The organism is Paenibacillus sp. 7523-1, from assembly GCF_002276415.1.
Taxonomy (GTDB): domain Bacteria; phylum Bacillota; class Bacilli; order Paenibacillales; family Paenibacillaceae; genus Paenibacillus; species Paenibacillus illinoisensis_A.
In genome coordinates this window covers 209,480-234,861 of the sequence record NZ_NPBR01000002.1, presented here as the reverse complement: position 1 = coordinate 234,861, position 25,382 = coordinate 209,480, and the positions used below count along the sequence as shown (strand labels likewise).

At 45.3% G+C, this 25,382-nt stretch carries 20 protein-coding genes and 1 pseudogene; 4 read left to right on the top strand and 17 right to left on the bottom strand.

Going from position 1 to position 25,382, the window contains the following annotated elements; translation table 11 throughout:
* Positions 1-38: 38 nt before the first annotated feature.
* The 3 genes and pseudogenes from CHH60_RS01140 to CHH60_RS01130 all read right to left on the bottom strand — a co-directional run bounded on the left by CHH60_RS01140 (position 39) and on the right by CHH60_RS01130 (position 3,073).
* Entirely contained in the window at positions 39-962 is a 924-nt protein-coding gene (locus CHH60_RS01140) for a bifunctional helix-turn-helix transcriptional regulator/GNAT family N-acetyltransferase (protein ID WP_095357482.1), read from the bottom strand.
* Between the two features lie 161 nt (positions 963-1,123).
* Positions 1,124-1,358 (bottom strand): annotated as a pseudogene (locus CHH60_RS01135) (MFS transporter); the annotation flags it as partial.
* Between the two features lie 308 nt (positions 1,359-1,666).
* The gene (locus CHH60_RS01130) at positions 1,667-3,073 is read right to left on the bottom strand and encodes a family 4 glycosyl hydrolase (protein WP_095357481.1); all 1,407 of its coding nucleotides are present in this window, start codon (positions 3,071-3,073) and stop codon (positions 1,667-1,669) included.
* Positions 3,074-3,246: 173 nt separating this feature from the next.
* On the opposite strand from CHH60_RS01130, the gene CHH60_RS01125 reads away from it, so the two are divergent.
* Positions 3,247-4,098, top strand: coding sequence for an AraC family transcriptional regulator (locus CHH60_RS01125; protein WP_095357480.1), 852 nt, complete (start codon positions 3,247-3,249; stop codon positions 4,096-4,098).
* A 112-nt stretch (positions 4,099-4,210) separates the two neighbouring features.
* Here the strand turns inward: CHH60_RS01125 and CHH60_RS01120 are convergent, their stop codons facing one another.
* From CHH60_RS01120 to CHH60_RS01090, 7 genes are all read right to left on the bottom strand, one after another.
* A complete protein-coding gene (locus CHH60_RS01120) occupies positions 4,211-5,143 on the bottom strand; it encodes a copper amine oxidase N-terminal domain-containing protein (protein ID WP_095357479.1) in 933 nt (310 codons plus the stop codon).
* A gap of 311 nt (positions 5,144-5,454) precedes the next feature.
* Positions 5,455-6,414, bottom strand: a complete 960-nt coding sequence (locus CHH60_RS01115; RefSeq protein WP_095357478.1) for an amidohydrolase family protein — start codon at positions 6,412-6,414, stop codon at positions 5,455-5,457.
* A gap of 16 nt (positions 6,415-6,430) precedes the next feature.
* Positions 6,431-7,915: an ABC transporter substrate-binding protein gene (locus CHH60_RS01110; RefSeq protein WP_095357477.1), complete on the bottom strand. Its 1,485-nt coding sequence runs from the start codon at positions 7,913-7,915 to the stop codon at positions 6,431-6,433.
* A gap of 56 nt (positions 7,916-7,971) precedes the next feature.
* On the bottom strand, positions 7,972-8,862 hold the full coding sequence (locus CHH60_RS01105) for a carbohydrate ABC transporter permease (RefSeq protein ID WP_441339369.1): 891 nt from the start codon (positions 8,860-8,862) through the stop codon (positions 7,972-7,974).
* 9 nt (positions 8,863-8,871) lie between these two features.
* On the bottom strand, positions 8,872-9,804 hold the full coding sequence (locus CHH60_RS01100) for an ABC transporter permease (protein WP_095357590.1): 933 nt from the start codon (positions 9,802-9,804) through the stop codon (positions 8,872-8,874).
* A 332-nt stretch (positions 9,805-10,136) separates the two neighbouring features.
* Entirely contained in the window at positions 10,137-11,357 is a 1,221-nt protein-coding gene (locus tag CHH60_RS01095; RefSeq protein WP_095357589.1) for an amidohydrolase family protein, read from the bottom strand.
* A gap of 61 nt (positions 11,358-11,418) precedes the next feature.
* Positions 11,419-12,639, bottom strand: coding sequence for an amidohydrolase family protein (locus CHH60_RS01090; RefSeq protein WP_095357476.1), 1,221 nt, complete (start codon positions 12,637-12,639; stop codon positions 11,419-11,421).
* A gap of 204 nt (positions 12,640-12,843) precedes the next feature.
* Here CHH60_RS01090 and CHH60_RS01085 point away from each other — a divergent pair, with 204 nt between their 5' ends.
* A complete protein-coding gene (locus CHH60_RS01085; RefSeq protein WP_141236924.1) occupies positions 12,844-14,469 on the top strand; it encodes a PucR family transcriptional regulator in 1,626 nt (541 codons plus the stop codon).
* 288 nt (positions 14,470-14,757) lie between these two features.
* Here the strand turns inward: CHH60_RS01085 and CHH60_RS01080 are convergent, their stop codons facing one another.
* The 4 genes from CHH60_RS01080 to CHH60_RS01065 form a co-directional block, all read right to left on the bottom strand.
* Entirely contained in the window at positions 14,758-15,513 is a 756-nt protein-coding gene (locus tag CHH60_RS01080; protein ID WP_095357474.1) for a class I SAM-dependent methyltransferase, read from the bottom strand.
* Between the two features lie 186 nt (positions 15,514-15,699).
* Positions 15,700-17,751 carry a serine hydrolase domain-containing protein gene (locus CHH60_RS01075; protein ID WP_095357473.1) on the bottom strand — a complete coding sequence of 684 codons (2,052 nt, stop codon included), beginning with the start codon at positions 17,749-17,751 and terminating at the stop codon, positions 15,700-15,702.
* A gap of 113 nt (positions 17,752-17,864) precedes the next feature.
* Positions 17,865-19,163, bottom strand: a complete 1,299-nt coding sequence (locus CHH60_RS01070; protein WP_095357472.1) for a sensor histidine kinase — start codon at positions 19,161-19,163, stop codon at positions 17,865-17,867.
* A 1-nt stretch (position 19,164) separates the two neighbouring features.
* Positions 19,165-19,905, bottom strand: coding sequence for a LytR/AlgR family response regulator transcription factor (locus CHH60_RS01065; RefSeq protein ID WP_095357471.1), 741 nt, complete (start codon positions 19,903-19,905; stop codon positions 19,165-19,167).
* A 295-nt stretch (positions 19,906-20,200) separates the two neighbouring features.
* Here CHH60_RS01065 and CHH60_RS01060 point away from each other — a divergent pair, with 295 nt between their 5' ends.
* Positions 20,201-20,707 carry a hypothetical protein gene (locus CHH60_RS01060; protein ID WP_095357470.1) on the top strand — a complete coding sequence of 169 codons (507 nt, stop codon included), beginning with the start codon at positions 20,201-20,203 and terminating at the stop codon, positions 20,705-20,707.
* A gap of 114 nt (positions 20,708-20,821) precedes the next feature.
* On the opposite strand, the gene CHH60_RS01055 is transcribed toward CHH60_RS01060, so the two are convergent.
* The 3 genes from CHH60_RS01055 to CHH60_RS01045 form a co-directional block, all read right to left on the bottom strand.
* Positions 20,822-21,862 (bottom strand): ABC transporter substrate-binding protein, encoded by a 1,041-nt coding sequence (locus CHH60_RS01055; protein ID WP_255247758.1) that lies wholly within the window; start codon positions 21,860-21,862, stop codon positions 20,822-20,824.
* A 261-nt stretch (positions 21,863-22,123) separates the two neighbouring features.
* Positions 22,124-23,239, bottom strand: coding sequence for a glycoside hydrolase family 88 protein (locus tag CHH60_RS01050; protein ID WP_095357468.1), 1,116 nt, complete (start codon positions 23,237-23,239; stop codon positions 22,124-22,126).
* A 31-nt stretch (positions 23,240-23,270) separates the two neighbouring features.
* Positions 23,271-24,443: a DUF2264 domain-containing protein gene (locus CHH60_RS01045; RefSeq protein ID WP_441339368.1), complete on the bottom strand. Its 1,173-nt coding sequence runs from the start codon at positions 24,441-24,443 to the stop codon at positions 23,271-23,273.
* 87 nt (positions 24,444-24,530) lie between these two features.
* Here CHH60_RS01045 and CHH60_RS01040 point away from each other — a divergent pair, with 87 nt between their 5' ends.
* Positions 24,531-25,316 (top strand): helix-turn-helix transcriptional regulator, encoded by a 786-nt coding sequence (locus tag CHH60_RS01040; RefSeq protein WP_095357466.1) that lies wholly within the window; start codon positions 24,531-24,533, stop codon positions 25,314-25,316.
* The last annotated feature ends 66 nt before the right edge of the window (positions 25,317-25,382 follow it).

Below are 25,382 nucleotides of genomic sequence, written 5' to 3'. Positions count from 1 at the left end.
AAAACATAAATAGCCGCTGTATTCAGCGGCTATTTCGCTTAAAGCTCAAGCTCATAGGTTTGTTCGATATGGCGGACTCCCCAGGCATCGTTCTGTTGTTCTTTAATTTTGACAAAACCTTGCTTGGTATACATGGCTATAGCTGTTTTTTGGTCCTCCGTCGTTTCCAGAAAGACATTGGAGTATCCCTTCTGTTTACAATAAGCCATGGCTTCACGAATGAGTTTCTTGCCAATACCCATACCTCTGTAGTCCGGATGCAGAATAAACCACCGGATCTGGGCTCTTTGGCCTGGATGCTCAATAACCGCGATACAGCCAACGATTTCATTATCGCATTCGGATATCCAGAACCGGTCCTTATCCGGATTGTACGTCTGGAGCAAATCATAGAACGTTTTGCAGACATACCCTTCAAATATATGATTATAGCCGCACTCCTTGGCGTATACCCAGCCGTGAAGATGAATCAATGCTCCAACGTCACCTGGTTTCAATTCAGTCCGGACCTCTATGCTCCGATCTTCTGAATTGCCGGATAATTTGTTCTGAATCGTGGTCATGCTTTTGGCAATACTTAACTGACTCTGTTCAGGCAAATCAACAATCATATTGTGTATCTGTTCATCGGATAATTCATTCAAGTGGGACAACTTTTCTTCACCGAGCTCCGATAAATACAGCAAGGACGATCTTCCGTCCTCCTTGGACTGCACGCGGTAGGTCAATCCCATTTTTTCAAACCGTTTTAACATTCGGCTCAAATAGCCCGGATCGAGTCCTAGCTGCTCAATGAGCATGCTTGCCTTGCATTCTTCGGATTGACCAATTTCATAAAGGACCCGGACCTCCGATAGAGAGAACTCGCTATCAAGCAGGTGCTTATCCAGCAAACCCAGCACCTTGGTGTAGTATCGGTTAAATTGGCGAATGATTGGAATAACTGATGTTGGTAAATTCATGGTGACCTCCTGCTTATAGTGAATATTATTTGACTAAGTCAACTAAATACATCATATCCATTTTAATTGACTCAGTCAAATAAATAAAGGTAGTGTAACAACAAAAACCGACTAATTTCCTGATTAAGGATGATAAGTCGGTTTCATAACATAACCCAATATTAGTGTTTTTGTTTAGTACGAGACCAAACGATTACAGGAATAAGGAGTAGAGATCCCCCCACCTAATAATGAAAGTGTGGCATAGCTTGTTTGTGCCACAACCATTCCCGACATGGCGCCTCCTGCGGCCCCTGCCAGTCCAAGTAGAGCCAAGGCCAGAACAAGAAGAATCCTAGAGTCAGCCGACGAATATGCAGCCAGCAAGCCTGCGAACAATAATGTCACGTCAGACGCGGTTGACCCGTTCCCAACATTTCCTGAGCATACAGTGCTCCCACCGTAATGCCGGACACCTCATTTTCTCATCTGCTCATTTCATTATAAAAGAGTACGATAAGTCTACAATCCCATAACATTGGGATATTAATGTTGAACAGGAAAGAAGTATGAACAATCATCTATTAAATACTTAAGAAGTACATAGAATCCCTATGCCCCGGAATCAGACCACAGCCAAAAAAAGCCGCTACATGTAGCGGCTTCTTCGGCTGTTCGAGTCATCCTACCATTAATAAACGCAACGTTGATTGACTTATCCAAAATCAGATTTTGATCAGTCCATCCGAATACCAGACACCTGGGATCATCTCACGTTCCAATTCCAGAAGATCTTTGATGATCTGATCCGCATCACCGATGGAACTGACAAGCGGATCCGTCAACATCGCTCTTCTTAGCTTCTCGAAGCTCTGCTCCACAACGGCCTCTGCCGTAAGCTCATGGGTATCCAATACAAGCTCCTGCATCCCTCGAATTCCTCTCGGCATCTCACCGACATGAACCGGCTTCGCTCCCTCCATGCTTACATCACATAACAGCTCCAGGAACGAATCATCATTCATATTTGTCACTGCCCCATTGTTGAGCGTATTCACGAAGAAGCGTTTCCCCAGATTGCCCACCATATTTTCAATAATGTCTGTTGCATGATCCGGGCCGAAGGTACTCATGTAATCGGCAATAGGAATGTCCCCCGAAAGGAAACCGTCCACTTGGTTCCACATCTCGTCGTGACGCTGATAACGGTCCTCTGTCTCCCAGATCGATAACGGCGGGATACGATCCGACGATTTACCATGACCTTGCCAATAACGGACATACTCCTTCGTATGTGCAGTACATGTAGGGATATATCCAAAAATATCGTACAATTCATACGTAATGGCGTCGTTATGGAGAGCTTTGGCACCTTGATCGCCACCGTTGTTTTCCTCACCGGCCGATTTCCGCATAGCCTCCGCAATCGTCGGCATGACGTCCTTGCCTTCGAACTCCGCTTTTAGGAGCCACGTGAAATGATTGACCCCGGCAATGCGGAAATCAAACTTCCGATCGATTTCCTCAGTGAACTCTTTTCTATCGCCGATGATCCCTGCTCGCACAGCATAATAAGCTTTCTTATGAGGCATATGATGACTGTCACAAAGCGCAAACGATTTCAGCTTCGGTGCATAACGGTGCAACGCTATACCGTGGACGGTAGACGGATTGATATAGTTAATCACCCAAGCATCGGGACAGAGCTCCTCAATGTCTTTGGCGCATTCCATAATGATCGGCAATTCCCGCATCGCACGGAAAATTCCTCCTGGCCCGATCGTATCCCCTGAGCACATACGGATGCCATATTTCAACGATACCTCGCAATCAATCCCCCGATATTTCACCGATTGCTCTGCGAAGCTGAGTACAACGAAGTCGGCCCCCGGAAGCACCTGTCTTCGGTCTGTCGAGCCCTCAATCTTCAAGGATACATGGTTCTCCCGAGCAACCATTTCCGCAAGTCTCACCATTTTTGCCAGCCGCTCTTCGTCCGTATCGACCAGAGCAAGCGTCCCCTGGTTCAAGTAAGGGGAATGAACCATCTGCCATATGGACTGACGACCAAAAAATAGACTTCCTGCTCCAATAACGACAACCTTAGGATGCGGCATTTTCGTAGTGTTCATGAATTACCCTCCTCATGTGATATAAGTTCATTATAGAAGAGTGGCTAATAATCGGAATGTGCAATAGTTTTCAATACATGTCATATCGTACGATATTTAACAACGTGTAAAACCTTTGATATAATGAATTAATTTTAAAGATGTCAGGTGGTAAAGGCGGATGAGGAAATCGGATGAGTGAAAACAGACTGAACATGAGCATCCTTAACGAACTTTCGGAATATATTCATCTCCGGATGAGCTCCTACCTAGAACAAACTCACGATCAAGAATGGACTGAACACAAATCGCATCCTGATTACGATCTTTGGTTCATTCAGGAAGGCTCCGTCAAGATAATAATCGATGGGTTCGAATATACGGCAGTCCCGGGAGATGCCATATTCTTTTATCCGGATATGCCCTATATCGCCTCGACGTCCGAGGACGTTTGCCGATTCATATACATCCATTTCGATTTTGGCATCGGGGAGCAGCAGCGAATTCTGGGCGGTTTTCAACTTCCGGGAATTGTGCCGTGCAACCTGATTCAGGAGGAAACCATGCTGTTCACCAGAGCATTTCGTCGATTAAAACAGGAGAACGGCACGTCAGGGAACCAACTCTACTTAAAAGCCTCTCTTCTCGCCGTAATTGCAAAGATTCTCGAGCTTCACGGCCAGGGCGCCTATGTGGGTCAATTCCTGAACGGTAAGAAACCGAGAAAATCCGAAGGCAGCTTGGAAGTATTACAAAATGTATTTCAATATGTCGATGCGAACCTGCACCGTCCGATCCGAATGAACGATCTCGCAGCCATGACTGGAATCTCTGAGAAATATTTTATTTCCTATTTCAAGAAAACCGTTGGGATCACCCCGGGTCAGTACATTTCCCAGATCAAAATGAATCGCGCCAGGGATTATCTCTACGAGAAAAAGTATACAATTCAACAAATCGCCAGCTTCCTGGGCTATCCGGATCCGTTTACCTTCTCGAAAGCTTTCAAAAAATACTATAACGTGCCTCCATCCAAGTTTGAATGATTAGGTTACATGGATGTAATTTGTGGGAAAAAACGCAAAAAAGCCGCCTTATGGCGGCTTCTTATCCTAGATGTGCTCCAATTGTATGCTAATCGTTCTCTCCCTACCCTATCTATTCTTCATAGACTACAACGGTTCTGCTTTGCTCTTCCCACAGGACAGTTGCTCTCAACGCCTCACTTATAAAACGAACAGGCACATAAGTACTCCCTTTGGTGATGGTGGCTGGCGCATCCAATGATACGTTTTGACCATTGACAGTTGCGGTCTTACTATCAACCACAAGTTTAATGCTTACTCCATCCTTGGTGACAGTTATGGAGCGTTCTTCAGGGTTCCAGGTGACTTCGGCGTTCAAAGTCTCGGCAATGGCGCGAAAAGGAACGAATGTGTTACCTTTTTTGATGAACGGTTCAGCATCTGTCCCTTCACCATTCACATACAACTTCACTCCATTCTTTTTACCCGCCTTTTCATTCAGTTTCCCCAGTGTTTTGTACAGATCGAGATTTTTGAAATTAGATTTTATCGCTTCTTCCTGCAAATACACAGCATCCGTCACACTACCATTATTCTCAAGCATCTCTGCTGCGGTTTCCAATGCCTTATCCTCTTCCATGATAGCTTCCAGTTCTTTTTTCTGTTCCTCCGTCAATTCAGCTGCATATTTTGTGAGCAAAATATCGGCCAAAACGGCACCCGCGGGCTTGTCTTTTACATTTTGAATGGCTTTTAACAACCCTTTGTATCCTTTGGGTCCTTTTTTACCGGGTTCTGATGAATCGGTTGTAGGGCTCTCTGTATTCTCTGCCTTTGATACTGAAGGCTCTTTCACTTCATCTTCTTCCGTACTAGCCGTTTCAGAAGGATCCATTTCTTCGGTCTGTTTTTCCTCCACTTGCCGCTCCTTGTCCTTAGGTGATTTTGATGATACTTCTTTACTTGGCTTTCCGGGTGGAGTGTTTCCCGGTTTAGCTGAAGCTGTGCCAGCAGCGGTGCCTAACATTAGCGCTAGACTTGTTAACAAGATGACCGTTTTTTTCATCGATGATTCCTCCTGAAGTAAAAATATATGCACCATCATTATCGGCAGAATGCATACGTTTCGATAGGGAGTTTGTATATGTTTTTTTGATGACTAAATCTTCAGAATGAAGTCAACACAAAACCACACACACAAGGAGAATCTACCATGAGTCATTTGCATTGTCATATGAATTATTTATTCGATGTAAACCTCCATCAGTAAGAAAAATACTCGTAACTTCAGCACGTTAACTTAACATAAAAAAGAACAGCTACCAACCGGTAACTGCCCTTTACCTTTGTATGATATAATTTAGAGTTGTCCTGAAGTTAGTTCAGTGTCACTTTTTCGTAAAACTTACTTATGCGGGGAAAGAGACGAAATGCGTTGCCGTAAGCAATTGCCTTCATGTTATCTTCGCTAATTTGCATGGCTTCATGGAGTACAGACTCCCGCTGCATGCGTAGTACGCTGTCTGCCGGCCAGGGAATATCCGCACCAAATAGGATCCGATCCGGCCCAATTAACTTTTGGATTGTGCCGAGGTTCAGCGTGGAATCATAGTAGAGATGGTCCAGCTTGGCCATTTCGGCTTCGAATAGTTCCGGTGTCGCTTCCACTTGGATGGAATCCTGCCCTATGGCTGCAAGGGCAATCCTCCACTTGATGTACGGAACCATGCCTCCTGTATGAGGAAGAATAAACCTAATTGAAGGGTATTGGTCGAAAATGCGATGAACCGCCATCGTAGTGACAGCACGGGTCGTATCAAAGGTTCCTTCTAGCAGCGCAGGACTCAGTCCGGCAATTTTCTGGGGAATGAGAATCGGGTGAAGAAACACAACCGCACTACGTCGATCCAACTCGCTCAGCAGTTCAGCGTAATCTGGATGACTTAAATATTTCCCTTGATAGCTAGAGAGCATTGCAACTCCATCCAGTCCAAGAATATCTAGCGCATATATGGTTTCTTCCAGGGCAGCTTCAGGATTCGGGAGCGGCAGCGTAGCAAATGCACCATACTTTTCTGGATACTGCTGAGCATACGAAGCAAGCTCTTCATTCATTTTCCGCGCAAGCGTATTGGCAGATGGCTGGTCAATGAATGTCAGATCTGACGGGGCCGAAAGAAACGAAAACGAAATGTCGGCTACACCCATTTTCTCAAGTCCAATCTCGGGCGTCCACTTCGGCATAAAACTCGGAATCTCCATGCCCAGCTCCTTCTGTTTCCTTTGCATCTCTCTAGAAATGATATGATGATGCACATCAATAACGGGATTAAACATATATGATCAGCTCCTTTTATTTGTTTTCAAGCCATTGGTTTAGCTGGTTTTGCTTTTCTGCCAATATTTTGTCAACGCCTGCACTCTTTAATTTTTGGATATACGCCGGCAATTCTGCCGGGTCAAACGTTCCTGTCTGAAATCCAGCGTCATACTGATTCTGCACATTGGTTACCGATGTAATTTGCGTTTTGACCGGATTGATATCGAAGCTGAATCCCATCGCCCTTGATTTTACGGCACTTTCATTTTTACTCTTTAACACCTCCCACATATCAGGGTCATTCCCTTCCCAGATATAGGATAGAAAATTGTTGCCAACTGCGTATTGATTGGAATCATATCCTGATGAGCTCACACCGTCCGGCTTGGCAATGAGGCCATCGCTCTGTTTAACATAGTGCTTGCCCTCGATGCCATTCGTGAACAGATTAATGACTGCTTCGTCCGAGTAAAACAGTTCCAAAACCTGAATTGCCTTATCCGGCTGTTCACTGTTTCTCGCCAAAGACATCATGTTGGAAGCAACGCTATTTCGCGTCATATAGGAATCCTCCAGGGGAACACATGCAAGCTCTGTCCCTGCCGCCAGTGATTCCGAGTAACACTCATTGATATTCCGGATATAGGAGAAGGCTTTGCCCGCCTTAATCAGGTTGGATCCCGTTTCCTGGGATGTTGCAACATCTTTGCTGAAATAACTTTTCTCGTACCATTCGCGCATCAGATCGGCCATCGTTGAGAAGCGTTCGGTGGCAAAGAGATTCTGCACGGTATAATCCGTTCCATTGAAATCCAGTACGCCAGGCGCTGTTCCCAATGGATCAAAATTGAGCATGGCCTGTCCGGGAGTTTCCTGCGAGGTATAGCTGACGATTGGTGTGACTCCCGGCTCTTCATCCTTGATACGTTGCAGCACACCCGAGATATCACTCCATGTCTTTATGGACGCAAGGTCGATACCGTGCTTATCAGCCAGCTCCTTGCTCATCACAAAACTTGGAGATAGTGCCCAGGCTTTGATGCTTGGAACGCCATAGGTTTCACCATTCATTCTTCCGGCTTCCACCGCTTCTCCCGGAATGGTCTCCAGAATCTTTTGGCCAAATTCGTTCAAATGTTCGTCCATAGGCAGCAGCTGCCCCCTGCTGATCTGAGACTCCAGACCGAACCACACACTGGTATACACCAGATCCAGTTTGTCGCTGCCAGCCAGCATCAAGTTCATCTGATTCGCATAATTGGAGCCATTCACAGGCAGGAGCTTTACCGTTGCACCTACTTTCTCAGCTGTAATTTCACTAATGGCATCCTGAACCTCCTTGACATCCGTCACGTCGCCAAAAGCCGGATACGTCATGACCACTTCGTACAAGCCGGTTTCTGCGTCATTTCCGCGTACCGAGTCTTCCTCGCTGCCCGAATTTCCGCATGCTGTTACTAAAACACCAAACAAGGAAATCACCAGCGTGAAACCTACAAACCTTTTCTTTGTAAACATCTTACTTCACTCCCCCATGTTTGCTATTGGAACAACCTATTGGATGCCGAGCGCTGTTAGCCTTTTACAGCACCAATGGTCAACCCTTTAACGAAGAACTTCTGGAAAAACGGATATGCTGCGATAAGCGGCAGTACACCGATGACGGCAATAGCCATTCTCACGCTTGCAAGAGGTACGGATGAAGCGACAGCCGTCTGGCCGGACAAACTGTTCTGCTGCAAATACTGAACATCGGACAACATGCGGTTAAGCAGGTTCTGAATACTGTACAGGCTTCCGTCATTGATGAAGATCAGACCGTTAAACCAATCGTTCCAGTACGAAATCATGAGCATCAGACCAATCGTTGCTAGACTGGGGAGCGCTAGCAGGAGAACAATTTTGCAATAAATGACCCATTCACTCGCGCCATCCACGTAAGCCGACTCTACAACTTCACCGGGAATTGACGTGGAGAAGAAGCTGCGCATCAATAAAATGTAGAAACCATTAGTCAGTAAATTCGGGATGATCAAGGACCAGATGGTATCTTTCAAATGAAAGAGGTCCGTATACACCAGGTACATGGGCACGAGCCCGCCATTGAAAAGCAGAGTGAAAAATACAAAGAAGGACAGGAACGAACGAAACGGAAGCACATTTCTCGATAATGGATAAGCGATGAGGGTTGTAATCAGAAGGCCAAGAATAGTTCCCACAATCGTGATGAACGTGGTTATTCCGTACGAGCGCAGAATCAATGAATACTGATCGAACAAGTACACATAAGCATCGAAACTGAATTGATCCGGAATCAAGCTATATCCATTTCTAATGATGGCTTGTTCCTCGGTAAGCGAAGCGGATATGAGGAGCAGAAACGGAAATGCTGCAGCAATTGCCATCGCGATGAGCACGAAGTGAACAGTTATTTGATACACTCGATTTGAATACAAGTTGGCCACCCCCTTTTACTAAAACAGAGCCAGATCCTTGTCTTTTCGGCGAACAAACGCATTGGTCGTCAAGACTAATACAAAACCGACGATGGACTGGTACAGTCCTGCTGCGGATGACATTCCGAAGTCCCCGAAAGTCATCAATCCGCGGTAAACATAAGTGTCAATGACATCCGTAGTGGTTTGCAGTGCACCTGAATTCAACGGGACCTGATAGAACAGTCCAAAATCGGAATTGAAGATGCGTCCAACCGAAAGGAGAACCAGAATGACCATTGTGGGTTTAATCAGAGGAAGGGTGATGCTCCAAACTTGTCTCCACCTGGAAGCTCCGTCCAGCGTAGCCGATTCGTAATACTCCTGGCTGATGCCTACGATGGAGGCCAGATAGACGATGCAGGTATAACCAACATTTTTCCACAAGTACACAATACTTAATATGTAAGGCCATTTCCCTGCGTCTGCATACCACGACACCGAATCGATCCCCAGCCAAGGAAGCACGTAATGGTTGACGAACCCATTCTCCTCGTTTAGCAAGGCTAGTACCAAATAAGCGACTATAACCATAGAGATGAGGTAAGGGAGTAAAATAATGCTCTGATACAAGCGGGAGACGAATCTTTTTCTTACTTCGTTTAGCAACACCGCTACGGCAATAGAGAGTATCGTTCCGAGCACGATAAACGCGCCATTGTACAATAATGTGTTTCGGGTAATCACCCAGGCATCCTGCGTTTGGAACAAGTAGGCGAAGTTATCAAGGCCTACCCAGTCGCTTCCCCATATTCCCTTTGCGAAATTAACATTTTTAAATGCAATGATAATGCCAAGCATCGGCAAGTAGTTGTTGATGAACAGATAGATGATACCTGGCAGGATCATGACCAATAGCAACCAATGCCTTTTTATGTTTTGGATGCGATATTCAAAGGTACTACGACGCATGCCCTTCTCCCCCTTTTCTACGTAACGATACTTGATGTCGTAAATCAAATATATCCCTCCTTTTCTCCTTCGTGTAAGTTTATCTAACGTTATTTTCTTCTTACAAGAATAATACGCTGTAAACACCCCCTAGTCATTGGTGTAATCGTCTAAAAAATTCAACGAATCTTGGACTGATCCACCAAATGGAAATCTCTATCCCGGTATCCGTGTCAATAATAGTTACGTGGCCACGAAAAATATCTAGTTTTTTATACGCTCTACTCTCGCAAACAAAAAAAAGCAACGCGTCGACAAAGGACGCGCTGCTTTTTACTCCTAGCAAAAAATAGTTATGAATGGATCTCTGCCATGTGCCTGCTGGTCGGGAACGCACGGCCTCCAACAAGTACACCTCCCGAGAATACCGCTTCTCGTGGAGGTGCCGCTGCCAGCGCATGCATCGCATTCAGGGCATTTACTAATGAGAAATTACCGCGTTCACCCACTTTTGGAATTAACGGCGCATTGGAAATAAGCTTGTACGTCTCAAGCAACCAGTGGTCTTCTACCCAACCGGATGCTTCAGCGAGACGTGACCCACGTGAGAGCATGTCGCCATTGCCGAATGGACTCCACGAATCCAGAATATTATCTGAACCGACATGTACAGCTACTCCCGCTTCCAGCAATAGTTTAATGGGCGGCATAGGTCTATCGATAGGGGCACTCGTCATAATGGATACGCCGTTCGCACACAGCTTTTCTGCCAATGAACGTACCTCTGCTTCACTAACCTGACCCAAACAATAAGCGTGGCTCACTGAAGTGCGGCCGGACATGCCTGCTTGTTCCGTTAAATCAGCGAAACGATCAATCGTGTATGTTCCGAGGTGATCCGGGTCGTGCAAATGTAAATCGATTCCCGCAGCAAATTCTGCCCCCAGCTCAAACATCGCTTCCAGGCTGGCGTCCACTCGGCGGTCCAGCCCGGCCGGATCCACACCGCCTACATAGTCGGCTCCAGCCCGGAGTGCTTGCCGCATGACGGCTACAGACTCGGATCGGAGTAGTCCTTGTTGAGGAAACGCAACGATCTCCATATCCATGCGGCCCCGATATAATTCGCGAACTTCCAATATCTCCTCAAGATGCGAGAGGCCGATTTGCGGATCAACGTCAACGTGCGTTCGGATCTTGGCCGTACCTTGGGCGAGCATCAAATCCAACAACCGTTTAGCACGTTCTCCTGCTCCGGTCGGAAGTTCTCCCAGCATACGTTTCTCGAATTCCAATTGGCCAGGCAGGGTGACAAAGGGCTGCAGTGTCTTCCACGGCTCGCCAAGAAAATGTTTGTCCAGGTGGATATGCATATCTGCCATGGGCGGAACGTAATGCAAACCTCCCGCTTCGAAGACATTTGCCTCTTGATGGCTGGTACCTTCAGATGCAAACTCCGCATCGGTTGCGGCTGCTTCAATGCTGATGATCGTTCCCGTCGTTCGATCAATCGTTAGATTGAACAGATCATCTGCCCATTTGACGTTTTTAACGATGGTTAACTGTTTCTCCATAGCTTCATCCCCTTCAGTCCTGTTCCAATAGTATACATAGCTTTTGATTTGCGCAGCCATTCTATTGCTTATGAATCATATTGCCCACCTGCACACCCGATTTCCAAACGATTCGCGTTTCCGGCTTATCCAGCAGCACATCCCTTTCGGATCGTTCCCGGAACAACACCATATCTGCCGGAACGCCTACCTTCATTCCATAATTTTTAATACCCAAAGCCTGAGCTGCGTTATACGTCAGCATCCTGATCAACGCAAGGGCATCCCGTTCCCCGCCCATATACGAAGTTACGGCCAGAAGCCAGGCAACCTCTAACGGATCCGCTTTGCCAAACGGTGTAAACGCGTTGCGGACATTATTGACGCCAATTGCTACATTCACACTGCATTCCTGCAGCAATTTCACTGGCGCCAAGCCTCTGCGCGGCCCTTCCGCATCTCCCCGACCATTCAAAAACAGGTCGGTCATCGGCAGCGTAATGACGCTGATCCCTGCACGATGCAGAAGTTCCGCGATATCCATGGCTTCATGCTCAGGCAGAGAACCGAGCGAGGTTACATGTCCGGCAGATACCTGTCCCTGCATTCCTGTGATGAGTGTTCTTCTGGCTATGTTCGCAATGGCACGGTCCTTGGGATTGTCCGAAAAATCCGTATGAAAATCCAGCGGTTTTCCGTATTTTTCTGCCAGACCAAATGCAAAATCCAAGTGATCTTCCAGGCATTCATCCTGATAAGTGATTCCTCCGACGACGTCAGCCCCCATACGCAGTGCTTCCTCCATTAACTCTTCAGTCCCAGGACTTCTGAATACGCCTTCTTGTGGAAAGGCAACCACCTGCAAATCCAGTTGACCTCTTATAGATTGTTTCAGATGGAGAGCCGACTCCATAGCCTTGAGACCAAGAATCGGATCAACCTCGGCATGGCAGCGCATATGGGTAACACCGTTGCGGACAGCTTGACGAATGACAGCAAGCGAGCGCTTGTTCATGTCCTCGTCTGTAAAAGAACTTTTCAGTTTAGCCGTTATCTGAATTGCGTCTTGGAGAGAATCTGCATCCCGATCCATGACATCCAGTAAATAGGCTTTTTCCAAGTGAATATGCGGCTCGACAAAGCCGGGTAGCAGCAAGCCTCCTTTGGCTTGAACGACATTCATCGCTTCCGATATCCCTTCACCGGTTGGTAAGATAAATGCAATTTTACCAGAGGATACCCCCACATCCATTCTGCTTCCATCCTTGGATAACACGGTATCGGTGATAAGCAAATCAACCATGACAGCCCTCCGATCATGTACGCTTTTGTTACACGTTAAAAACAATTCAAGCATATTCCACTCTGCAGGGGGAAGTCATTGGATGATAAAGATAAAAATAATTTGGATTATTGGACGAACAAGCCAAAGATATTTACTCGAAAGGACCTTAATGTTATATTACTTAACAAAAGTTTAACTTGTTCCAGAAAGGGATGGGTCGATGTGCTGCTGATAGATTTGCTCAATAACGGCATTTACGATGATGCCAGAGTGATTACTGGGCACAAGGGTCTTACGCGCGAGGTTCAAACCGTTAACATTATGGACTGTCCAGATATCATACGGTTTTTGAGGCCAAACGAGCTCTTGCTGACCAACGGCTATTTCATGAAACAGCAACCTGAAGTGTTCATTCACCTGATCAGGGACATGCAGCGGCTTCGCTGCTCCGGTTTGGCCATCAAAACCAAGCGTTTTGAACTTCCAATCCCTGATGAAATATTACATGAAGCCAACCGTATCGAATTTCCTATCATTGAAATTTCCGATGTATGTCTATCCCTTGGTGAGATTTTGCAACGATCGACCAGTGTTATTCTGAACAATAAGAGCGACGAACTCCAATATGCACTTAGCATTCACAAAAAATTCTCCGAAATGATTATGCGCGGCAAAGGAATTTCAGGCATTATCCAGTCCTTGTCCAAACTGCTCTCATCCCCAGTCATCCTGTTAAACAACAAATGGAAAACCATTGCTTCCACTAATCAAAATGCAAATATTACTGAGCTTACTGCAGCTGCAGTTAGTGCACTTCACGGATTGTCCGACACCTCCAGCCCGACTTCATTGTGCTTAATCGACTCATCCCTTCGGGAACGCAGCTGCATGCTAGTATATCCGGTAAAAACGTATCGTCACGAAGGCTATTTGTTATCTTTTCATACACCGGATCAATGGACCGGTCTGTACGGTTTAACGCTTGAACAAGCCTCTAACGTCATTGGAATGGAGCTAACCAAATCCCAAGCAGTCAAGGAACGTTCCCGCAGGCACAAAAACGAGTTTTTTTCCGATTTGATCGAGGGTTATATCACTTTCGAGCAGGAAGCACTGAACCGCGGCAAGAGATACGGGCTTAGAAAGGGTTATTCATGTGTCGTGCTGGCTATTCGTAATGATGAGGCGGCGGCACTAAAGGGAGGCAACTTGACTGAACAAGAGGAGCAATACGAGCACATCAAACGTCATTTCGGTACGCTTGAGCATCCTTTTACCATGTTTACCAAACATGATACCTACTGCATTTTGCTATCCATCCCGGACTCAGGCTGGGACGAGGCGAAACTCACCGAGCATCTCACTGGAATGCTTAAACACCTCCATCAGGAGAATGGAATGAGCATGTCGGTTGGCATCGGCAAACCTGCAATGAATGTGCTCGGCGTTCGCCATTCTTACACAGAAGCAGTCAATGCGCTGCAATTCGGCTATCGATTTAAACGCAAACAATTTGTCCAATCCTACCAAGCCAAGGATATCGGATATTTGTTCCATATGCTTCCCCAAGACGAGCTAAAACAATTTTACGAATCGACTCTAGATGGATTATTGCAAATCGCCGACGAATCCGAAAGAAAAGAGCTGCTCCGTACCCTGAACGCATTTTACGAAACACAATGCCAGCTTGTCGAAACATCCAAACAGCTTTTCGTGCATCGGAATACGGTGGTGTACAGATTGGAAAAGTGTGAAAGACTCCTGGATGTTAAACTCAAAGATCCCGCTGAAAGTCTACGAATTCGTATAGCGCTAGCGATCGAACCTTTATTGCTGCAAAAAGATTAAGAGACACATCTTCAGCAGGTTCTTGTTTCGTCAAAAATCCTATGCGATGATCCCGCTGTTCTACCGGTATCTCAATAAAAAACAGCCGTTCTCAGGATCTCTGTGATCGGCTGCAGATTATTTTTTAAATGAACGCTATCATCTACATGTAAGATATATACTCATCGCCGAAGCCCGAAAACAGAAGCTGCCGTAAGAAGGAGACCAATTGCTAACAGCCATGCCCATGAGTCATAAGTAAACATTTGAACAAGCTCCCATACGTTTGAAGGGCCAGATTGAGGTCCATCACACTTCTCCCCAAAATATCTCCGTTTCATAATCAAAAAGAACCGTACCCTCCCGTTTATTTCGATCAAATATATTCTGAAGCTCAGTCATCATCGGAGTATAATTGGGATGCCCGGGCACAGGACTGTAGGAAGATGATTGCAATCTGCCTTTCAAGCCCTCGAAGTCGAACTCCTGACTCATCTGAAAGTTCGCTTTCTGCATCGTGCCTTCCCTGAAAAAGGATTGAAGCACAGACTCAGAAATGTTTTTATGATTCACTTTTTCATAGTCGGTAGCGTACGCATGCAGCAGCTGATCATATTCTACACGAAACGAGTTACCGGTGGTAAGACGGGAATTCCAGACTAATACGACTTTACCTCCGGGCTGTAAAATCCGCCTAAACTCGGTCTGCGCTGCCAAGCGGTCAAACCAATGAAACGCCTGTGCGCACACAATAAATTCTACCGAATGATCAGGTAATCCCGTAGTTTCTGCAGAGCCTGATATCGTCTGAAAGTTCGGTTCATTCTCTAGCATTAGCTCGGCGGCTGTGCGCATGGCCTGATTCGGCTCGACGGCTATAACATAGCTTCCACGTTCCAGAAGCAATTTCGAGAAGATCCCTGTACCTGCACCGATATCTGCGATCTTACTGTTCGAATGCAAACCAACGGAGTTGTATAGATAATCAATGGCCTCTTTGGGATAACTCGGGCGGTAGTTCGTATAGGAATCAACCCGGTTTGAAAACCGTTCTTCATTTTTCATCTGTCAGCAGGTCTCCTTTGAATTAGACTATCCAAAACAAAACACCATTTCACTACTTTCTCTCTTTATTTCATAAAACCTTCCTGTTTATTCCATTATTTGTGCCATAAAAAATAACAGACCCCGGGCAGCCTGTGCTCGTGATCTGTTATCTCTACTAAACTCGTTTGATGTGGACTGCTGCGTTTACTTTAAATGGATCTTGAAGACATCTCCAGCTTCACCACCAAAAACGATAAAGCCAGCTTTGGGAAGCTCAATGGATTGTTGATCGGTGGCAACGGAAAAGTGAACCACTTCGCCCTGCTCATTATATACAGCGTAACCGCCGCCTTCCGGCGAATCTACCGTCAATGATTTGTTCGCAGAACGAGAATCGATTGCATACCAGCGGGCTTGACCGCTCGCCGGGATGGTGGCCTTTCCTGTCTTACCGCCAAAGATTGGTGTAATCGCATCCTCTGCAATATATTCCTGTCCGTCCTGAATCAAAATCTCAGCATTATTCTTGGTGTAAAATTGCAGATCGAAAGCATCTCTACCGTTCATCACGGGAATCTCTGCAACATTCACTGCATGGTCTGAATCTATAATTTGAGTGCCGTTTGCATAACCACTCTCCGTATCAACGCTCAGATTTTTGATTAGCATCGAAGGAAGCAGATAAAAAATCGATGTAATTTTTTCATCTAACGCGTAATATTTGGAGCCGCTGCGATCTGTCCATCTCTTTTCTGTGTCTGTGTTCAAAGGGTTGGGATCCAATTTTTGATAATCATACGTGTTCATCACCGTTTGACCTAGACCCGGCAATGATATCACTGCCTGCACCTTAACATACACTTTCCCGTTTTGTTCCTTCACAAAACTGGCCTTCACACTTCCATCCGTACTTGTGAATTGCCCCTCTCCAGTGTAGACATACGTCTGCTCTGGAATGATTCCGCCCTGCAAAGCTGGCAGAGTGATTTCGTCGTTCTTGACCTGAATATCCAGTGTTGTACCTACTGTACCGTATAGACCCGAATACGCATTGAGCTCCGTAGGCATCTTTACTTTTACGGGTGGGGAGAATGTCTGATCTTCCTTGATATCCTCGATGACACCCTGATCCTCCAATACTTCCAGCAGTACTTTGCTCGCAAACATCTGATTGTAGATGGAGGACCCACCTGAGGACAGAACGGCCATTGAAATATCATGTTCAGGTATAGTAATTAGTGATGCATGATACATCATGGTGTCTCCACCTTTGGCAAGTGCAGTAATGCCATAATCGCTAAACGGGGTAAGATCCACAGCATCCCATCCCAGGCCGTAATTGAATGTATTCCGCTCATCCGAGACCCATATTCCTTGTCGATATTCATGATTTTGCATAGACTTGACCGAGGATTCGGACAATATGTCTGGTCTGTTACCCATCAATACTTCAGCGAATTCGGTCAATTCTTCGGATGTAGAGTATATTCCACCTGTACCGAGAATGTTCGCATTTTCAACTGGCATTTTGGTTTCAATCGTGGGCCAATACGCTTCAGACAATTGATCTCTATCGAATGAATCCTGCGGTGTTTTGGTTGATTCCAGCTGTAACGGATTGCTGATAAACTTGGCGACATAATCGCTGTAGCTTAAACCACTCACGCGTTCAACCAGGATCTCAAGCAATTGAAAGCCATCGTTACAATAAACGGAATATGAACCAGGTTTCGATTTTAACTTTTCGGTTTTGAGTTTGAGCAATAGTTCATCGTGGTTGCGCATATCATTGTCGTTAAACAGCATGCTGTTCCCGTAATGTGAACCATAGAGACCAGATGAATGATTCATCAGCATCCGCGGGGTAATTTGGGTGTACCTGGCATCCGCCATCTCAAAGTCCTGAATATAGGTAGTAAGAGGCTCATCCAGATCTACTTTCCCGGAATCCACCAGCATCATGGTGGCTGCGGTGACAACCATCTTGCTCACCGAGCCAATGCCGTACATGCTTTCCCTGGTGACTGGTGTCTGCGATGCTTTGTCGTGAAAGCCAGTACTGCCCGACAATATGATTTCCCCTTGATCCCTAATGGCATATTGCAGACTTGTGACTCCATAATTTTGCACCAGATTTGTGGCCATTCGTTCTACCTGCTTTTCAATTGAAGTGCTCTTATTCGCCTCTGCCTTGACGTCTGTCATCGGAGTGATCACAAGCACCGCTGTAAATAACACACTGAACAGTTTCTTCATCCTCAGCTTCCTCCCTCAGTACTTTCGATAAGATGAATTCATCATATCTGGGAAGAGACACTCTGAACGTGAACAAACCCTGAATGGAAAAAAACAATCCCTGAACGGCATGTTCAGAGACTGTTGACTTCAAAGGGCAGCACAACCATGTTATTGAATGTCCGCTGATGATGTTCAATCGTCATATGCCCACCGTACTTTTCGCACATCCTTGATATATTCGTAAGGCCAATTCCGTGAAACTCCGGATTGGGCTTCTCACTCTTCATATGGGTTAGTGATTGCTCTGCATGATTCAGCACCTGGATCACAATTGCAGATGCAGTAGAATGAATGGCGATCAGGATATATCTGTCTTCAGCCTGTCTGACTTTTTTGGAAGCCTCGACTGCATTATCCAGCATATTCCCAAGTACAACACAGAGATCATAACGATCGATATGAACCTGTTGAGAATGAAGCTGAATGCGGGCGTCAATCTTGATTCCGTTTGCCTGTCCTACGGCAATGGTATTGGTGACAAGCGCATCGATCACGAGATTGCCGGAGTTTACCCGCTGGTACACGCCTTCAATCTTATTCAAGGTAAGCTTTATATGATCAGAAGCCGCTTCATGTTTGTTTTGCTTGATACATTCTTCAATGTACAAAAATTGCTGATGAATATCATGGATGATGCCTTTCACATTTTTGAAACTGTGCACTGTCTTCTCGTAGTTGGCATCCTGATAATCCATCTGACGCTGCAGCTGGGCATTCTCATTCGCAAGCTGAACCTTCTCCACCATATTATCGAATACATAGACAATGAACACATTGAGAAACAGCGAGCCCATCACGGAAATGATATAAAAGATGTTTTTCTCACTGTAGTTCGAAGCCACATTAATCTGATATAACGTAATGATCGGTACAATGAGAAATAAAAGATAATACCGATAGTGCAGGGCGAAACTTCTGCGTTTGGCAATAAGACGAACGACCTGAATGACAATAAACATGAGACTGCAGCCAAGCAGCATCACCTTGTAGAACACCCCATGATAACCCTCGTTGAAGTGATCCCATGTGGTGTAATCCGTAGCGTCCCAGACACTCATAATATACACAGCAATATAATTCACCATGGTGACCAGTACGGCATATAGGACCGTGAAAACCAGTTTTAGCTTCAACTCCACGTCATAGGATTGAGCCAAACTGAAGATAAATATTAACACAACCAACGACGAGATGACCGAAGGCAATGTAGAGGCCAAATAGAAAAAACATAAGACAATAAACAGGGCAAAATAGACCACTCTGTGCGGCTTTTGCCTGGACTTGCCGAGTACCGAATTGAAATAAAAATTCACCTGGAATGCCATAAGCAGCGTAACGACGATGACGGATAAGATTGTAAATGGTTCCATATCATTGAATCCTCATAATCATATATTTGGTATAGGCATCCTTGACTTCCTTGACTTTGGAACGACCGATGGGCAATTCAGCACCATTTAACATGACGACCTGGGAGCCGCTAAACTTCTGGACATGCATCAGGTTAATGATAATTGAGCGATGAATTTGCAAGAAACCATGATCCTTCAAAGCATCCGCATAATTCGAAATAATGCCTTTACTTTCATGCGTGCTTTCGGTGGTCACAAAATTCAGTTTGTTTTTGATTGTTAGACTTTTGATCACTTCAATCCAGAGAATGTCATCGTATTTCAACAGCAATTCTTCATAAGCTGATTTTATTAATACAAACTTTTTGTCCATTGATCTCAAGTACTGACATAGTTTAATCATTTTCTCCTCGAAGATATGTGGCTGGATCGGTTTGATCAGATATTGAAAAGTAACCACATCGAAGCTCTCTACCATATACTCCGGATAGCTGGTCAGAAACATGATTTGCACATCCAGAAATTTCAACATTCTGATTTCTTTGGCCGCCTGTATGCCGTTCATCCCGTTCATCTCCACATCCATAATAAGAATATGGAAGGTATCCCCAACCGTTTTGTAATGAGAAATCAATTCTTCACCGGATGGAAATAAGGTAACTTGGAAATCAATATTCGTTTTCAGAGATAAGGAGATCAGCATCGCTTTCACGAGCTCTCTTTGTTTCTCCTCATCATCACAAATGGCAACATTAAACATGATTGTACATCCGCCCTTCATTTGACGACAATTCTGAGTTTCACTCTCAAATATACTACTTTATCATACATTTCAGGGGGAAATGGGATGAAACGCAAGTTTCAAACCCTAAACTGCATGGAGATCGGTATGGACCAGGTAAAATTCCTGATTTATCGAACCACTATTGCTTGCTATCCGTGTCATTGATCAACATCGATGAACGTTTTTTTATGGATGAAAAAGGCTAGATTATGCACCATCCCAGCTAGTAGTGCGTAATAGAAGTAACTACTCAGATATCGAGGTGATTCAAATGAAGGCTGTAACGAGGTTACTGTTCCTATGTATGATTCCTCTGTTCTTGTCCGGCTGCTTACAAAACTCGAAGGAAAGTAATCAACCGATAAATACTTCAGATCTGGAGCCCCCGGTTAATATTTCAGTTGAAGAAGCGGAAGCTAAGATTCCGTTTGAAATCAAACAACCGTCAGTTCCTTTCCATGTTACTCAACAATCAGCAAGGATTTTAGATACCAATGGAGAATTTGATGCAATTGAAATCACGTATGCAAATAGCGATGAAGGAATAAATCTCATCATAATGATTACAAACTCACAGATTGATACACCTCCGACTGGGAAGAAAGGTTTGAAATTAACTAACGGTTCGCAAACATGGGACCAAGGAAACGAACATGTGAGTGCCATCTATTGGAGAAACGAGGGTCTAACTTACTCTCTTATTTCAGGAAAAAACAACAATCTTGAACCGTTATACGATTACCAAACCTTAATTGATATAGCAAATACATTAAATTGAATTTGAAAACTAATCGTACTCATAATGAGAAAAGGAGCCAACTCCTAAAGTTGGCTCCTACTTGAATGTGAAGATATAATATCGTAACACATGAATTATATAAATTAGGTTATATTACAACCCCATATCATCAGCAAGCTTCTCAACACCTGTGAAGATGGAATCTCCGTAACCCCAGAAATTATTGAAATCAATAACATAGATCTTCTTGTTTTTCACTGCGTTAATACTTTGCACCTGCTTGTTAGCAAGCAACTTGTCAATCGTTTCTTGCGGATCAATACCACCAGCATATTTGGAAATGATCATCACATCCGGATTGATCTCGATGAGTTTCTCCAGACTGAGTGTGCCTGTTTCATTGATCAACATATTATGTACGTTGATTAATGACATTGCACTTTCGATAAACGTATCTCCATTCCCGTTGTAAACCGCAATGGTTCCATCACCATTATCAGAGAAGGACGCATAATTGATTGTTTCAGCGCTAGCACGAGCCTTCAATGCTTCTTCGCGTACTTTAAGTTCCTCAATATAGGCCGCCGCGTTAGCTTGTACATTAAAGATCTCGCCTAGCTCGGTGATATCCTTATACAGACTATCCAACGAAGCATCAGTAACACTCGTGCTCTGCACAAACGTTTTGATACCCATATCATTCAAGCTGTTGACTGTACCCACACCCCAGTCGGCATCCTCAAACAGCCCGCCACGTCCCATAATCAGGTCAGGTGAAGCGCCAATGGTCACTTCCTTACCAACATATCCTTCGGCCAGAACAGGGATTTTCTTAAACTCATCAGCAATATCTTCAGGCACACTGCCAAATAAAGCAGCTACACCCACGAGCTTGTCCGTCAATCCAAGGCGAATCATCAGCTCGGCTGCACCTTGTGTATTGGCAACAACGCGTTCAGGTGCCTTGTCGAAGGTTTGTTCCTTAGCGACCCAGGTACCGTTCTCTGTTGTATAATTCGACACGGTTACCGGGTAAGTTGTTTCAGATGCAGCTGAAGTATCAGCATCGGTCTGCTCCCCATTTGCTGCTGCATTCGTGGCGCTGCTCTCCTCAGTTTGCTGTGAGCTGCCCTTGGCACCATCGCTGCCACCACTTGAACACGCAGCCATCACCAGAATCATTGCAGTAATCAAACAAAGAAACATCCCTTTTTTTACGGACACCAACATGTAAATAACCTCTCCCTTTTCCATTCTCGTCTGTCTTTTTGACCATTATGTAAAATAACTATTGTCAGTATACAGTAAATGTCGGAGTGTGTAAATGAGAACAATAATCAATATCAACTATATAGAAAACAAAAAAAGCCGCTAATATAGCGACTCTCACATGTGATTCTATTCTTGCCTCTCCATGAATACTATCAAACCGCATTAACAACCGATCCAACAGGATTACCAAAAGCGTTCCTTAAACCCCTTCAAAATCGATATCCCTTCTACAAAGTAATAATCGCCGTAAATCAGTGGAACATCGACATTTTTCTGCTCAGGGAAGTGGCTCGTTCCATGCAAAATAAGGCCTTCTTCTGCTTCGGAGTCCCAAGCACCATAATTCATATACAAGGAATGAAGAATTTTCTCTCCGCTTTTGAGATACATCTCTGCTTCAAGCCCATCAACCTGATCAGCTAAAAGCAGCAGTCCACAAGCAGCACAGGCTCCTGCCGACGAGTCACGAACTGAGGATTTTCCTTGAGGTGTACGAAAATCCCAAGTTGGAACCTGGTCTTCAGGTAAATTGGCCAAGAAAAAATGAGCCGTCCGTTTGGCTGCATCTAGATAATGCTGGTTACCTGTATAATGATAGCTTAGACTCATGCCATAGATCGCCCATGCCGTACCACGGGACCAAGCAGACTCTGGAGAATATCCCTGGCCTCCCTTTACTTCAAGCTTCTCCCCGGTTTCCGGGTCAAACACGAGAATGTGGGCAACAGAGCCGTCCGGACGGTAAAATTGCTGCCGCACGGTATCCGCATGCTTGACTGCAATGTGTTTGTAACGGGGATCTCCCGTTACGCTTGATGCCCAGTATAGCAGTGGTAAATTCATCAAGCAGTCAATGATGGCCCAGCCTGCCATATGCTCCCCATTCCATGCCCGGATATAATTTCCCTGGATATTAAAGCGTGCAGCCAGGAGATTAGCAGCAAGCAGAGCTCTCTTTTTGGAATCCTCTGAACCTAGAAGCTTATATCTGGCACCGCTTGTTAATGTCCACATGAAACCGATATCATGATCAACCATCTGGGAATCCGCTAACAATGCATCAAGCTGGCGTTCGCAGGATTCTGCCGCTTCCTTAAGATCCTTATCTTTGGTGTCCCGATAGACAAGCCACAGTATGCCGGGCCAGAAGCCCGCAGTCCACCAAGATGGTTGTTCTAACTGATATTCTCCATTTACACTTGCGTGAGGAAACCCATCCCCGATTCGACGAGAAATCCGTTTCACTTTTGCCTTCGTTTGATCCCATGCTTCCTGCACCCAATCCGGTTGAATCATCATTTCTCATTCCCTCCTCTTCAAATGTGCACTTCTAGTGTTGATCATGGTAGGCTTTATCCAAATTGACCTCTCCTCCGGACCATGCCTTACGCGAAGTCCACTCGGCCTCTCCCTGCCAGAAATCTGCATCAGGTGAGAGTCCTAACGCAAGAAATACAGTCGTACAGAGATACAGACTGCCCGTCGATATATAAAATTCTCCTACTTCCGGCTGGCTTCCGGCGAATCCAATTCGCAGCCATCCGGCATCGTCAAACGTCCCTGGCATCTGAATCTGCCGCTTGATTACCGCCGTAAGTGCGCAGCGAACTTGAGCTGGTTCCACTTCTACCGGGAGTTGCTCTCTTAGCGCCATGAGGGATAAATGCTGAAATGCCCCGAAACGATAGGCAAGCGATCGTCCAATGGGCGGGAAGGTGCCTTCCGGTGAAATTAAGCGTTCCAGGATGGCCGCATAGCGAGTTGCTCTGTCTAGCACCTTGACCCTAATCACTTTCCAATCCTCGAATTGATCTCCTAACGCGTCCAATGTATCCACGAGCATGGGTTGAATCACAAAGCTGTTATAGTAATCCCAATGAAAGTCAGGCCCGTCACCATAGGCACCATCTCCCAAGTACCATTGGTCATGCTGCCTTACCGCATAATCCACTCGCATACGATCCCAAGTTTCTACGCCCATTCGGGCAAGGGCCGCCTCAATGATTGCACTAAACAACAGCCAGTTGCTGAATACGGGGCGTATAATTCGTGTTGCGAGCAGGGCTGATTTCATATTATCTTTCGCTTTCTCATCCAGCAGTTCATACAGCTCACGTGGAGCCCGAAGCACCGCATTCGCAAGAAAGGCTGCGTCGACAACAGGCTGGCCGCCTTGCGTGAAATTCATAAAATCGGGTGAAGCTGGATCTGTCGCAACTCCAATTGAACGCCTGGCCAGGTCTGCCATCCTGGCTCGAATCTCCCCTTCCTCACCTGAACGAGGGCCGTGTTCAAGCCATGGTGCAATCCCGGCCAGTGTGCGGCCCAAAGCTTCTAGATATGCGTATTCTGCTCGATCGCCCCCCTTTGATTCGACAGGCATATCGAAAATAAGTCTGCTTTCGGATAAGGCGTAGAGTACAGGATGTGCTATGCGAACCAACGTATCCACCCAATACTTTCTGTCAACCGACACTTCCTCTTCCTCCTTCAGAATGAACATTTTTAGAAAATTATAGATGGTTGTTTAGACGCGAACAATAAACTATAATCATCAAAAACTGACCTATTGTGCTTAGGAGGATAAGGCATGCTTACGTTACTTTCTTGCGGCTATCGCACGATTCACCATGAAGGGATTGTGAGAAACCGACCAAATGGTTCAGGAAACTACACCTTTGTGTTTTTTAATAGCAGAGCAGAAGTGAGATTGTATGACAACATAAGCACGGTTGAGAAGAATACCTTCATTTTGTTTCAACCTCAAACACCTCATTATTACCGTGAGCTGGAGAGTCCATTTATTAATGATTGGTTCCACTGTAGCGGCAGCGAATTCCACGAATTTCTTCTACGTATTCAATTTCCTGTGGACACGCTTATTGAAGCTACAGATCCCTTGTTGATTTCCAGAAGCATCGCGGAACTTCAGAAGTGTTACAGACTGGATGGAAAGCTACGTGAGAGTATTATCGATTGCGACCTTCGGTCTTTCTTCATGAAATTGAGCGACTTGCGAGAAAGAACCGCTCCCCACCAACTCAGTCGATATTACGTCCAATTTACAGAGCTGCGCAACGACATCTATCGTTCTCCCCAGCAGAACATATCCGTGACAGAGCGAGCTTTACGATTAAATTTGAGCAAATCGTATTTTCAACACATCTATAAGGAGCTATTCGGTTGTTCCGTTATGAGGGATATGATTCATGCCCGGCTTGAACATGCCAAATATCTTTTGGATCACAGTGAGCTCTCCGTTAATCAGATTGCGTACGCATGTGGATATGAGAATGACACCCACTTTATGAGGCAGTTCAAGAAATTTGTTGGTGTTTCGCCCCGGAAATACAGATTCAGAATCGAGCCCAGTTGAGTTATGTTCGTTTGCACTTTAATTCCGTTCCCGTTCTATAAAATTACAAAAAACCGTTATTCAATT